Annotated in this window: 12 protein-coding genes; 5 read left to right on the plus strand and 7 right to left on the minus strand. The window is 68.0% G+C overall.

Features of this window, described 5'->3' with window-relative positions; translation table 11 throughout:
* Together AWB81_RS14365 and AWB81_RS14370 are read right to left on the minus strand one after the other, a co-directional pair.
* Nucleotides 1-1,735: ABC transporter permease (locus AWB81_RS14365; protein WP_062636404.1), on the minus strand; the 1,735-nt coding region annotated here is incomplete at its 3' end.
* The gene (locus AWB81_RS14370) at nucleotides 1,732-2,457 is read right to left on the minus strand and encodes an ABC transporter ATP-binding protein (RefSeq protein ID WP_062636406.1); all 726 of its coding nucleotides are present in this window, start codon (nucleotides 2,455-2,457) and stop codon (nucleotides 1,732-1,734) included. The genes AWB81_RS14365 and AWB81_RS14370, both read right to left, overlap by 4 nt.
* Nucleotides 2,458-2,679: 222 nt before the next feature.
* On the opposite strand from AWB81_RS14370, the gene AWB81_RS14375 reads away from it, so the two are divergent.
* Together AWB81_RS14375 and AWB81_RS14380 are read left to right on the plus strand one after the other, a co-directional pair.
* Nucleotides 2,680-3,591 carry a LysR substrate-binding domain-containing protein gene (locus AWB81_RS14375; protein WP_062636407.1) on the plus strand — a complete coding sequence of 304 codons (912 nt, stop codon included), beginning with the start codon at nucleotides 2,680-2,682 and terminating at the stop codon, nucleotides 3,589-3,591.
* A gap of 82 nt (nucleotides 3,592-3,673) precedes the next feature.
* Nucleotides 3,674-4,921, plus strand: a complete 1,248-nt coding sequence (locus AWB81_RS14380) for an MFS transporter (protein ID WP_062636408.1) — start codon at nucleotides 3,674-3,676, stop codon at nucleotides 4,919-4,921.
* A gap of 6 nt (nucleotides 4,922-4,927) precedes the next feature.
* Here AWB81_RS14380 and AWB81_RS14385 read toward each other — a convergent pair whose 3' ends face one another.
* The gene (locus AWB81_RS14385) at nucleotides 4,928-5,842 is read right to left on the minus strand and encodes a LysR family transcriptional regulator (RefSeq protein ID WP_062636409.1); all 915 of its coding nucleotides are present in this window, start codon (nucleotides 5,840-5,842) and stop codon (nucleotides 4,928-4,930) included.
* 192 nt (nucleotides 5,843-6,034) lie between these two features.
* Here AWB81_RS14385 and AWB81_RS14390 point away from each other — a divergent pair, with 192 nt between their 5' ends.
* The 3 genes from AWB81_RS14390 (at nucleotide 6,035) to AWB81_RS14400 (ending at nucleotide 9,666) form a co-directional block, all read left to right on the plus strand.
* Complete coding sequence (locus tag AWB81_RS14390) at nucleotides 6,035-6,973, plus strand: hydroxymethylglutaryl-CoA lyase (protein WP_062636410.1); 939 nt, start codon at nucleotides 6,035-6,037, stop codon at nucleotides 6,971-6,973.
* 7 nt (nucleotides 6,974-6,980) lie between these two features.
* Nucleotides 6,981-8,135 carry a CaiB/BaiF CoA transferase family protein gene (locus AWB81_RS14395; protein ID WP_062636411.1) on the plus strand — a complete coding sequence of 385 codons (1,155 nt, stop codon included), beginning with the start codon at nucleotides 6,981-6,983 and terminating at the stop codon, nucleotides 8,133-8,135.
* Between the two features lie 91 nt (nucleotides 8,136-8,226).
* Entirely contained in the window at nucleotides 8,227-9,666 is a 1,440-nt protein-coding gene (locus AWB81_RS14400) for an MFS transporter (RefSeq protein WP_062636412.1), read from the plus strand.
* Nucleotides 9,667-9,700: 34 nt separating this feature from the next.
* Here the strand turns inward: AWB81_RS14400 and AWB81_RS14405 are convergent, their stop codons facing one another.
* The 4 genes from AWB81_RS14405 to AWB81_RS14420 form a co-directional block, all read right to left on the minus strand.
* The gene (locus AWB81_RS14405; RefSeq protein ID WP_235025799.1) at nucleotides 9,701-9,946 is read right to left on the minus strand and encodes an RNA-binding protein; all 246 of its coding nucleotides are present in this window, start codon (nucleotides 9,944-9,946) and stop codon (nucleotides 9,701-9,703) included.
* A gap of 81 nt (nucleotides 9,947-10,027) precedes the next feature.
* Nucleotides 10,028-10,810, minus strand: a complete 783-nt coding sequence (gene fabI, locus AWB81_RS14410; protein ID WP_062636413.1) for an enoyl-ACP reductase FabI — start codon at nucleotides 10,808-10,810, stop codon at nucleotides 10,028-10,030.
* Between the two features lie 2 nt (nucleotides 10,811-10,812).
* Nucleotides 10,813-11,991, minus strand: coding sequence for an acetate/propionate family kinase (locus AWB81_RS14415; protein WP_062636415.1), 1,179 nt, complete (start codon nucleotides 11,989-11,991; stop codon nucleotides 10,813-10,815).
* 10 nt (nucleotides 11,992-12,001) lie between these two features.
* Complete coding sequence (locus AWB81_RS14420) at nucleotides 12,002-12,943, minus strand: phosphate acetyltransferase (protein WP_062636416.1); 942 nt, start codon at nucleotides 12,941-12,943, stop codon at nucleotides 12,002-12,004.

Raw genomic sequence — 12,943 nt, forward strand, 5'->3', positions numbered from 1 at the left:
CGACGGGCGGCCGCGACGCGTCGAGCGTGACGCGCGACGTGCGCGCGAACGCCGCATGCTTCACGCCGGCGACGGCGGCGAGTTGCGCCTGCTGGCCCGGCGCGAGGCCGCCGGTGTCGCCGCTTGCTGCGACACGCACGTAGAGATCGGCGGCGAGCAGATGCGCGAGCCAGTCCTCGACCGAGATGCGAAAGCTCGACACCATGATCGCCATCGCGACGATCAGCGTGAAGCTCGACAGCACGCCGCCCATCGCGATCGATGCCTGTCCCGGCGCGTTGGCGAGGCGCGCGAGCGCGAGCGTCGCGACGGCGCCCGTCCGGCTTTCGGCGCGGCGCCGTCCGAGCGCGCGGAACACAAGCGCGGTGAGGCGCGGCATCAGCGCGATTCCGCCGAAGAGCAGGAGCGCGACGGCCGCATAGCCGGCGATGGGCGCATCGAAGACGGGCGGCGCCTGCGTCAGCACCGCGCCGGCCGCGAGGCAGACGAGCGCGGGCCACGGCGTCGCGAGCGGCGTGAGCGCGGCCTCTTCGCTGCCGGCTTTCAGCGCTGGCGCGGGGCGCGCGCGCGCCGCTTCGAGCGCGGGAATCAGCGTGCCGAAGAGCGCCACGCCGATCCCGAGCGCGAGAAACACGAGGCTCGCGACCGGTTCGAACTCGACGCGCGGCTCCACGCCCGGAAAATAGCCGCCGCCGAGATCGCTGCCGAAGAAGCGCAGCGCGAGCGCCGCGACCGCGTAACCCAGCGCGAGCCCGAGCACCGCGCCCGACACGCCGAGGATCGCGCCTTCGAGCATGATCTGCCGCACGAGCAGCGCACGCGTCATGCCGAGCACGCGCAGCATCGCGAACTGCGCGCGGCGTCGCACGACACCGGCGGCCTGCGTCGAGAACACGAGGAACGCCCCGGTGAAGAGCGCGACCAGCGCGAGCACGTTCATGTTGATGCGATACGCGCGCGAGAGCCGGTCGGTGCGGCTTTCGACGTCGCGCGTCTCGCCGACGACGAAGTCCGCGCCCAGTTCGTCCTGCAGCGCGCGCCGGAACGCTTCCCGGTCGACGCCGCGCGCGAGCTGCACATCGACGCGCGACAGCCGGCCGACCATCCCGAAGCGCCATTGCGCGGCGGCGATGTCCATCACCGCGATGCGCTGGCCGGGCCGCGCCCGCGCGATGCCGCCCGCGACGCGCAATCGCATGTCCGACGTGCCGCTGCGCAGCGCGACGTCCCCGCCGACGCCAGCGCCGAGCCACTGCTGCGCGGCGGGCGAGAGAAAGAGGGCGTCGTCGGCGAGGGCGTCGAACGGTGCCTGCGACGACGGCACGCCCGTCAGGTCCGGCGCGATGCGCTTCGCCTTGAACACGTCGATGCCGAGCACCTTGAGCGGCGCGTTCTGCTGCGGCACGGCGACATCGAGTTCAAGGACAGGACTCGCGATCGCCACGCCAGCACGCGTGGCGAGCCGCGCATAGAGGCTTTCGTCGAAGAATGGCTGCGCGCCGCGTATCTGCAGGTCCGCTTGTCCCGAGAGACTGCGCGCCGCAGCGGAGAACTCGTTGAACGCGGCACCGTTGATCAGTTGCACCGCGTAGCCGAGACCGACGCCGAGCGCGATCGTCGCAATGGCGACGAGCGCGCGTCCGCGATGACTGTGCCATTGCGCGGCAAGCAGCCAGCGAGTGAGCGTGCGGTGAGCGCGGGCGAGCGGCGCGGCGTGGCTGGTCGGCGCGCTCATGCGCGGCGCGGCTCGTGCGCGTGCATGTCCGTGAGCGCGGGCAGTGCGCGTGCATGCAGCGCGCCGTCGGCGAGGATCAGCACGCGGTCCGCGAATGCCGCCGCCGCTTCGGAATGCGTGACCATCATGGTCGCGGCGCCGGTCGCCTTCGTTTCGGCGACGAGCAGCGCGAGCACTTCGTGCGCGGTTTGCGGATCGAGGTTGCCGGTAGGTTCGTCGGCGAGAATCAGGCGCGGGCGGTGCACGAGCGCACGCGCAATCGCGACGCGCTGCAGCTCGCCGCCCGACAACTGGCGCGGCAGGTCTTCGCCGCGGCCTTCGAGTCCGACCGCCGCGAGCATGTCGAGCGCGGGCGCGGGCGACATGCCGTTCAGGAGCAGCGGCACCGCGACGTTCTGCGCGAGCGTCAGATGCGGCAGCACATGGAACGCCTGGAACACGAAGCCGAGTTTCTGCCGGCGCAGGCGCGTGGCGGCGTCGTCGTTCAGGCGCGAGATGGAGGCGCCGTCGATCAGCACTTCGCCGCTGTCGGCGCTGTCGAGCCCGGCGATCAGGTTGAGGAGCGTCGACTTGCCGACGCCCGAGTCGCCCATGATCGCGACGAACTCGCCCGCGCCGAGCGCGAAGTCGAGATTCGCGAGCACGACGCGCCCGCCGCCGTAGGCCTTGCAGACGGCGCGGCATTCGAGGGCGGGGGAAACGTCGAGGTCGGCAGGGCGCATGGTTCGGGTGTTCGGGACAGGCCGCGCGTGAGACTGGATGCGGTAGCCGCAATGAGGACGCGGGTGAGGGACGCAACCATTGTGCCCAAGCGCTGCGCGGGTGGGAAGCGCGCGGGCCGCCGCGCCCGCTGCGCTTGCCCGCTCCGGCGGCGCTCGCTATGCTCGGCCAGTGCCTGTCGCCGAAATCCGCGGCGGGCCGTCTTCCGACCATCAGGACGTGCAATGCCGCTTCGCCTTCCACCGCTTTCGTCGCTGCGATTTTTCGAGGCGGCCGGCCGTCACTGCAGTTTCAAGCTCGCCGCCGCCGAACTCTCCGTGACGCCGAGCGCGGTCAGCCACGGGATCGTCGGGCTGGAGCAGGCGCTCGGCGTCGAACTGTTCGTGCGCGAGCCGGGCCGGCTCGCGCTTACCCCCGCCGGCGCCGACTATCTCGTCTACGTGTCCGAGGCGTTTTCGCTGATCGCGATCGGCACCCAGCGGCTGCCCGACAAGCGCGCCCGCCGCCCGATCGCTGTGAGCTGCGCGCCGACGCTTGCCTCGCGCTGGCTCCTGCCGCGCCTCGCCGGATTCCGCGAGTGCTGGCCCGCCATCGACGTGACCGTCGATACTTCGCGCCGGCAAGTCGGCTTTCCCGTCGACGGTTTCGATTTCGCGATCCGTCTCTCTCGCGCGCCGGTCGCGGGCGAAGGCTGGGCGCGGCTTTTCGGCGAGCGGCATGTGCCCGTGTGCAGCGCCGCGTACCGCGAGCGACTGCTGGACGAACAGGGCCGCCCCGACCTGCGCCGCGCGACGCTGATCCACGTCGATACCGCGAGCGAGGACTGGCAGGCCTGGCTCGATGCGACAGGCATCGCGGGCGTCCCGACGACGGGCGGCCTGCGTTTCGACACGATCCAGCTTGCGTTCGAAGCGGCTGCGGCGGGACTCGGCGTGGTGCTCGGACGGCGGCCGCTGGTGGATCGCGAGATCGAATCGGGCGCGCTGGTCGAGGCCGGTGCGCCTTCGATCGATTCGCACGGCGCCTATTGGCTCGTGAGTTCGGAAGGCGTCGATCAGCGGCCCGACCTCGCCAGCTTCCGGAACTGGCTGCTGGAAGAAGCGGAGCAACCCGCGCGCGAGCACGCCGGCAGTTGAAAATCCTTCATCCGGCGTCGAAGACTTTTCGTTTGCCGCGCGCTTTGCCCGCTGCGAGGATGTCCGCAAGGAGGACATCTCGATGTCGACAGCCAGCCGCAGCAGCTTCGTTTTTTCACAGCGCCATGTCACGCTGGCGATCGTCGCGGGCGCGCTCGTCCTGAGCGCCGCGATGGGCGTGAGGCAGACATTCGGCCTGTTCATCAACCCGTTTTCGTTCGACCGCGGATTGCCCGTCACGCTGATCGCCTTCGCGATCGCGCTGCACAACCTCGTCTGGGGTTTCACGCAGCCGTTTGCGGGCGCGGCGGCGGACCGCTACGGCGCGGCGCCCGTCGTCGCGTTCGGTGGCGCGACCTACGCGGCGGGACTCGCGCTCACGGCGTTCGCGCCGGCCGGCTGGGTGATGGTGCTTGGGCTCGGCGTGTTCGTCGGCGTCGGCATCAGTTGCACGACCTTCGGCGTGGTGCTGACGGCGGTGTCGCGTGCGGTGTCGGAGGAGCGGCGCAGCATGGCGATGGGCCTCGTGAGCGCGGGCGGATCGCTCGGGCAGGTGCTCATGATTCCGCTCGCGCAGACGATCCGCGAATCGTCCGGCGTTTCCGCCTCGCTCCTGGCGCTCGCGCTCGTGCTGCTGGCGGTGGCGCCGCTCGGGATCGTGCTCGACCGCCAGCGCGCCGTCGCGCCGACGGCGCACGATCCGGCGATGTCGCTCGCGGACACGCTCGGGCAGGCGCGGCGGCATCGCGGCTACCGGCTCCTGACGATCGGCTTTTTCACCTGCGGCTTCCAGCTCGCGTTCATCGCGACGCATCTGCCGGGCTACCTGCTGCTCTGCCACATGCCGGCAGGGCTCGGCGCCACGGCGCTCGCGCTGATCGGCCTCTTCAACATGGCGGGAAGCTGGGGCTGCGGCTGGCTCGGCGGGCGCTTCCGGCAGCAGCACGTGCTCGGCTGGCTCTATCTGATCAGAAGCGCGGCGATCGGCGCGTTCTTCGTGCTGCCGAAAACCACGGCTTCCGTGACGATCTTCGCAGCGGTGATGGGACTGACCTGGCTCGGGACGGTGCCGCTGACGAGCGGGCTTGTCGCGAAGGTGTTCGGCACGCGGCATCTCGGCACGCTGTTCGGCGTGTGTTTCATGAGCCACCAGGTCGGCTCGTTTCTCGGCGCGTGGCTCGGCGGCTTCGTCTTCGATGTCACCGGTTCCTACTCGCTGATCTGGGAAGCAACGGTCGTCGCGGGCGTGGCGGCGGCGCTCCTGCACTTCCCGATCGACGATACGTCGGTCAGCATGCCGCTGCGCGTCGCGGCGCCGGGCGAAGCGTGATCCTGCTTACGCGGGCGCGGCCCGCGCGGCGCGCTCGACGAGATGCTCGACCATCCGCTGCGCGGCGGGCTGCAGCGCGTCGAAGTCCCGGAAGCACACGACGAAGCGCCGTTCCGCCCAGGCATCGGTGAGCGGCACGACGCGGATTCCCAGCACCGGCCGATACGTCTCGGCCACCTCCACCGGCACGACGCTGATCCCGAGCCCTGCCGCGACGACGCGAAACGCAGCGTCGAAACTCGACACGATCACGCGATACGACACCGTCTTGCCGACCCGCGCGGCGGCGCGCTGGAGCATCGTGTGGACGGCGGTCGCGGGCGGCAGGCCGACGTGCTCGTGCGCGAGCGCCTGCTCGAACGAAACCGAGGCCTCCGCCGCGAGCGGATGATCCGCGTGCACGGCGAGCGCGAGCCGGTCCTGGCGATACGGCCGGTGCGCGAGACCCTGCAGGTCCACGTTGTCCCAGCACACGCCGACGCTCGCCGCGCCCTCGCGCAACTGACGCACGAGTTCGAGCGAGAGCCGCTCCTCGACGTCCACGCGGATGTTCTGATGCGCCGGCGCGCGCATGAACGAAGCGATGTCGTCGAGCAGCGCCTCCGCAATCGCCGATGCCGATGCGCACACACTCACACGCCCCTTCAGCCCGCCGCCGAACGCGGCGACGTCGCTCGCGATGCGCTCCATCGTAAACAGGACGTTGCGCGCGTGTTCCAGCAGCGCGATGCCCGCCGCCGTGGGCTCGACGCCGCGCCGCGAGCGCGACAGGAGCGGCACGCCCAGATCGCTTTCGAGCTGCGCAATGCGCTTGCTGATAGCGGAAGGCTCGATGTGAGCCTCCTCCGCCGCGCGAGCGATATTGCGGTGATCGCAGACCGCGACGAGCAATCGCAGCGTTTTCAGATCGATGTCGCGCATGGCCGTTTCCTGTCGGCCCGAGTTAGCGCTTTAGCGCTTACTCGGGTCCCATGCAACATGGTTACGGGCGGATTTAGACATTCCGGTTCGGAATCTTAGCGGTTCCAAAATACCGCTTTAAGGTTTGGATGGAATGTCTAAAGTTAGCACAACGCCGGCACCAATGACCGGCAACCGTAACGGAGACAGCGCATGCCCCCATTTCCCCAGCGCGTTGCGATTCGCGAAGTCGGCTTGCGTGACGGCCTGCAGAGTATCCAGAGCGTCCTGCCGACCGAGCGCAAGATCGAATGGATCGCCGATGCCTACGCCGCCGGCCAGCGCGAGATCGAAGTCGGCTCGTTGGTGCCGGCGCGCCTCCTGCCGCAACTCGCCGACACCGCCGAACTCGTCGCCTACGCCAAAACGCTGCCGGGACTCGTCGTTTCGGTGCTCGTGCCGAACCTGAAGGGCGCCGAGCGCGCGATCGAAACCAAAGCCGATTTGATGCTCGTACCGCTCTCGGCGAGTCATGAACACAGCCTCGCCAACCTGCGCAAGACGCCGGACGAAGTCGTCGCCGAAGTGGCGCGCATCCGTGCCGCGCGCGACGCGGCCGGGTCGAAGACGCTGATAGAGGGCGGTATCGGCACGGCGTTCGGCTGCACGATCCAGGGCCGCGTCGAACAGGACGAAGTGCTGCGCTGCATGCAGGCGCTGCTCGATGCGGGCGCGGACCGCGTGAGCATCGCCGATACCGTCGGCTACGCGGGCCCCGCCGCCGTGCGTGATCTCTTCGAGAAGGCCCGCGCGATCGCTGGCACGCGCTTCTGGTGCGGCCACTTCCACGACACGCGCGGCCTCGCCCTTGCCAATGTCTACGCCGCGCTCGAAACCGGTGTCGCGCGCTTCGACGCGACGCTCGCCGGCATTGGCGGGTGCCCGCACGCGCCGGGCGCGAGCGGCAATGCGTCGAGCGAAGACCTCGCGTTCATGCTCGCCGACATGGGCATCGAAACTGGCATCGACATTCCCGCCTTGCTGGCGCTGCGCGCGAAGGTCGCGCAGTGGCTCGAAGGCGAAACGCTTCACGGCGCGCTATGGCTTGCCGGGCTGCCCAGAACATACGCTTGCGCTGCACTGACCGCCTGAGGACACCATGAGCACCAACGATACGAAGCTTCCCCTCGACGGCGTACGCGTCATCGAATTCACGCACATGGTCATGGGGCCGACGTGCGGGATGATCCTCGCCGACCTCGGCGCCGAAGTGATCAAGATCGAGCCGCCCGGCGGCGACAAGACGCGCAAGCTGCCGGGCCTCGGCATAGGCTTCTTTCGCTCGTTCAACCGCAACAAGAAGAGCGTCGTGCTCGACATCACCACGGCCGAAGGCCGCGAAGCCGCGGTCGAACTGATCGGCACCTGCGACGTGATGCTCGAAAACTTCCGCCCCGGGCTGATGACGAAGCTAGGCCTCGACTACGACACGCTCTCGCAGCAGTATCCCGGCCTCATCTACGTGTCGCACAAGGGTTTTCTGCCCGGACCCTACGAGAAGCGCCTCGCACTCGACGAAGTCGTGCAGATGATGGGCGGCCTCTCCTACATGACGGGACCGGTCGGCCGGCCGCTGCGCGCGGGGACGTCGGTGAACGACATCATGGGTGGCATGTTCGGCGCGATCGGCGTGCTGGCCGCGCTGCGCGAGCGCGAGCGCACCGGCCGCGGTCAGGAAGTGCAGAGCGCGCTCTTCGAGAACTGCGTGTTCCTCTCGTCGCAGCACATGCAGCAGTACGCGATGACGAAGGAACCACCGCCGCCGATGCCCGCGCGCGTGTCGGCGTGGAGCGTCTACGACGTGTTCACGCTGGCGGACGGCGAGCAGCTGTTCATCGGCGCGGTGAGCGACAAGCAGTTCATCACGCTGTGCGATGTGCTGCAGCGCGCCGATCTCCCGGCCGAGCCGCGCTTCGCGAACAATGCGCTGCGCGTCGCGGTCCGCCCCGAGCTGCTCCACGTGCTCGGCGCGATCCTGAAGGACCATCGCGTGGAGGAACTCGCACCGAAGCTGGAAGCGGCGGGCATTCCGTACGCGCCGATCGTACGCCCGGAGCAACTGCTCGACGACCCCCATCTGAAAGCGAGCGGCGGCCTCGTGCCGATGGAAACCGACGACGGCACCATGACCGAGGTCGTGCTTCTGCCGCTCACGATGGGCGGGCGACGTCCCGGCGTGCGGCAGGCGCTGGCGAAGGTCGGCGAGCATACGCAGGAAGTGCTGTCGCGGCTGAAGAGCAGGATTGCCGCTTGAGTGCATAACGCGCGTCCGTCAGATCATTCAGTACCATCACGTCGGCAGGCACGTATCGATAAAACTGCCGCCGACATAAAAGGAGACAAACATGCAGCCTTCCGTCGTCGCGGGCAATGCCCCGCTTGCAACGCCGAACGTGCGCGTCGGCATCAACCCGGGTGCGGAAATCTCCGCGCGGATGGACCGCCTGCCGATCACGCGGCACCTGTGGGTGCTCGTGTTCCTCATCTCGCTCGGCGGCTTCTTCGAAATCTACGACCTGATCTTCACCGGCTATATCGCGCCGGGCATGGCGAAGAGCGGCATGCTCGCGACCACGACGACGTCGTTCTTCGGCTTCACCGGCATCGCGGGATTCATCGCGGCGACGTTCGCCGGCCTGTTCGTCGGCACGCTCGGTTTCGGCTGGCTGCCGGACCGCTTCGGCCGTCGCGCGGTCTTTACGTATTCGCTGCTGTGGTATTCGGTCGGCTCGGCGATCATGGCCTTCCAGACGACGCCTGAAGGCGTGATCCTGTGGCGCTTCATCACGGGCATCGGCGTGGGCGTCGAAATCATCACGATCGACAGCTATGTGACGGAACTCGTGCCGCAGCACATGCGCGGCCGCGCGATGGCGTTCAACCAGTTCGTGATGTTCGCGGCGGCGCCGGTTGCCGCGATCCTCTCGTACTGGCTCGTGCCGACGACGCTGTTCGGCATCGATGGCTGGCGCATCGTCGTGCTGGCGGGATCGGCGGGCGCGGTGATCGTTTGGTTCATCCGCCGCGCCGTGCCGGAGAGTCCGCGCTGGCTCGCGACGCATGATCACGTCGCGAAGGGCGAAGCGGTCGTGCAGCGGATCGAGGAAATCGTCGCGCGCCAGTCGGGCAAGCCGCTGCCGCCGCCGCTGCCCGCGATCGAACAGCCGATGCACCGGCGCGCCTCGTTCGCCGAACTGCTGCAGCCGCCGTACCGCTCGCGCTTCATCATGCTGATCGTCTTCAACTTCTGCCAGGCGATCGGCTATTACGGCTTCGCGAACTGGGTGCCGACGCTCCTGATCGGGCAGGGCATCACCGTGACGAAGAGCCTGCTGTATTCGTTCATCATCGCGTTCGCGCTGCCAGTCGGACCGCTCCTCGCGATGCTCTACGCCGACAGGATCCAGCGCAAGTGGCTGATCGTGGGCGCGGCGCTCGCGGTGATCGTGTTCGGGATTGCGTTCGGGCAGATGAGGTCGGTGGGGCCGCTGATCGTCTTCGGCGTGCTCATCAGCCTTGCCGGACAGACGATCTCGGTGTGCTATCACGCCTACCAGTCCGAGCTTTTTCCGACCTCGGTGCGTTGCCGTGCGAACGGCATCGTGTATTCGGCGAGCCGCATGGGCGCGATGATGTCGGGATTCATCATTGCGGCGCTGTTGCGCGATTTCGGCGTGGAGGGCGTGTTCGTCGGCATTACGGTCTGCATGCTGGTGGTGGTGGTGTCGATCGGCGGGTTCGGTCCGAAAACCAACGGCAAGCGGCTCGAGGAGTTGTGTCACTGAAGCGAGGGGTCCGCGAGGACCGGCGCCGCCGCCGTCATCGCCGTCCCGGCAGTCCGGTGCGCGCCTGACGTCTCGCTTCCGCCGCGTTGCTCACTTCCCAGAACGACAGGATCTGCACGGCGAGCCGGCAGCGGTGCCAGTACATGCCGTGCAGCCGGCGGCGGATGTTGTTCATCATCGTCCAGTTGCCGTCCTTGATCTCGACCAGCGCCGCCGGATGATGGTCGCCTTCGCCGATCATCTGGATGCCCCGGCATGCTGCGTGCGAATAGCGGAACACGAGCGCGCAGGTCGTCGAGAGTCGTCTGGGGTGGCAGTCCGCTGATCAGCAGTTTCATGTGCGCGACACGGCCGGGGCTATTCAGCCATTCATGATGCTGACGCCGCCATCGACGAAGATCGTGTTGCCCGTCATGCGCCGGGCGTACGGCGTCGCGAGAAACGCGCAGGTGTAGCCGACGTCCATGATGTCCACGAGTTCGCCGATCGGCGCACGTGCGGCCGCTTCGTTGAGCAGCAGGTCGAAGTCCTTGAGCCCCGACGCGGCGCGCGTCTTCAACGGCCCCGGCGAGATCGGGTGCACGCGGATGCGCTTCGGTCCGAGTTCATGCGCGAGATAGCGGCACGACGCTTCGAGCGCCGCCTTCACCGGCCCCATCAGATCGTAATTGGGCACGACGCGCGAGGCGCCCAGATAGCTCATTGCGAACATCGAACCGCCGTCGTCCATCAGCGGAGCGGCGAGCCGCGCCATGCGGATGAACGAATGGCACGAGATGTCCATCGCCAGCGAGAAGCCTTCGGCGGAACTGTTGAGAAGGCCGCCTTGCAGGTCGATTTTCGGCGCGAAGGCGATCGAATGCACGGCGACGTCGAGCCTCCCCCAGCGCTCGCGAATCGTATCGAACACCGCTTCGAGTTCGCCGGGCTTCGAGACGTCGAGCGGCAGCAGCATCGATGCGCCGAGTTCTTCCGCGAGCGGTTCGACGTAGCTTTTTGCCTTGTCGTTGAGATAGGTCACGGCGAGTTCCGCGCCGAGTTCGCGGAATGCGCGCGCGCAGCCGTAGGCGATCGAATACTCGTTGGCGATGCCGACGATCAGTACCTTGCGTTGCGAGAACGGCTGCGCGGTAAGCGGGTCCATGCTCATGCCTCCAGTCGGTCGAGCGTGTGGCGGGCGATCATCAGTTCCTCGTTGGTCGGAATGACCCAGGCTTCGACGGCGCTTTCGGCTGTGCTGATGAGCGGTCCGTGTTTCGCGTTCGCGTCCGCGTCTAGCGATACGCCGAGCCACGCCGCCGCGCGGCACACGCGCTCGCGCACCGGCGCCGCATATTCGCCGATGCCCGCCGTGAACACGATTGCATCGAGCCCGCCGAGCGCGGCCGTCAGGGAACCGAGTTCGCGCGAGATCCGGTAGCAGAACAGGTCGACGGCTTCTGCCGCGGCGGCTTCGTCGCTCGCGAGCAGCGCGCGCATGTCGCTCGATATCCCGGAGACGCCGAGCAGGCCCGAGCGCTTGTACAGCAGCGTCTCGATTGCATGGGCATCCATGTGCGCCTGCTGCATCATCCACAGCACGACGCCGGGATCGAGGGTGCCCGAGCGCGTGCCCATGACGAGCCCTTCGACGGCGGTGAAACCCATCGTGCTCGCGATGCTCTTGCTGCTGTCGAGCGCCGTCATGCTCGCGCCGTTGCCGAGATGCAGCACGACCGTCTTGCCGCGTGCGGCGCGCTCGCTGTATTGCGGCAACGCGCTCGCGATGAACTCGTAAGAGAGTCCGTGAAAGCCGTAGCGCCGCACACCCTGGCTGGTGATGTCGGGTGGCAGCGCATAGCGTGTCGCGACGGCCGGCTGCGTGTGGTGGAACGCGGTATCGAAGCAGGCGATCTGCGGCACATCCGGTTTGCGCGCCTCGATCGAGCGGATCGCCGCGAGGTTGTGCGGCTGATGCAGCGGCGCAAGCGGAATGAACGCTTCGAGTTCGCTCATCACCTTCGCATCGATGCGAACCGGCGCGGAATAGCGGTCACCGCCATGCACCACGCGATGTCCGACGGCAAGCAGCTTCGCTTCGCCCGCATGCGCGCGCAGCCAGTCGAGCAGGAACGCGATCGCGTTGTCGTGGCCGAGATTTTCATCGGCTGGCCAGCCCCTGTCTTCGATGACTTCGCCGTTCTGCCGCTTCGCCTGAAAGTGCGGCTTCGTGTACAGCTCTTCGAGCTTGCCGCCCGCGATCGGATCGAGCGTGCCGCCGCTCACCGAGAACGCATGAAACTTGATGCTGGACGAGCCGGAGTTGATGACCATGATGACGTCCATGCGATTCTCCCTACACGATGCCGGCGGCAGTTTTCTCGCGCCGCGCGAGCGCGACGAGCGAAGCGACCGCGCACGATGCGAGCCGCGCGAGCACCGAATCGGCGCGGCTCGTCAGGATGATCGGCACTTTCGCGCCGAGCACGATGCCTGCGGCGTCCGCGTGCGCGAGGAACGACAGGCTCTTCGCGAGCAGATTGCCGGCTTCGAGGTCCGGCACCACGAGCACGTTCGCGTGTCCCGCGACCGGCGACGAAATGCCCTTGATCTTGGCGGCTTCCTCGCTGATCGCGTTGTCGAGGGCGAGCGGGCCGTCCAGAATGCCGCCCGTGATCTGCCGCCGGTCGGCCATCTTGCAGAGCGCCGCGGCGTCGAGCGTCGAAGGGACTTTCGAATTGACCGTTTCCATCGCCGAGAGGATCGCGACCCGCGCTTCGGGGAAACGCAATGCGTGCGCGAGGTCGATGGCGTTCTGCACGATGTCGCGCTTCTCGTCGAGCGTCGGCGAGATGTTGACGGCCGCGTCGGTGATGATGAGCGCGTCCTCGCGGCCGGGCACGTCCATCACGAAGCAGTGGCTCACGCGGCGCTCGGTGCGCAGGCCCGTGGACCGCGAGACGACTGCGCCCATCAGTTCGTCGGTATGCAGCGAGCCTTTCATCAGCGCCTCGGCACGTCCTTCGTGCACGAGTTGCACGGCGGCGGCCGCGGCCGCGTGACTGTGCGGTGCGTCGACGATGACAAGGTCGCCGAGATCGAGGTTGCCTTCCCTTGCGGCCGCTTCGATCTTCTCGCGCGGCCCGACGAGGATCGGCGCGATCAGCCCGAGGCGCGCCGCCTCGATCACCGCAGACAGCGAATCGTGATCGCATGGATGCGCGACGGCGGTCGGCGTCGGCGGCAGTGTCGCGGCGAACGCGACGAGGCGCTCGTACTTCTCACGCTTGTGTTCCAT

The sequence above is a fragment of the Caballeronia arationis genome (assembly GCF_001544975.2).
In the GTDB taxonomy this organism is placed as follows: Bacteria; Pseudomonadota; Gammaproteobacteria; order Burkholderiales; family Burkholderiaceae; genus Caballeronia; species Caballeronia arationis.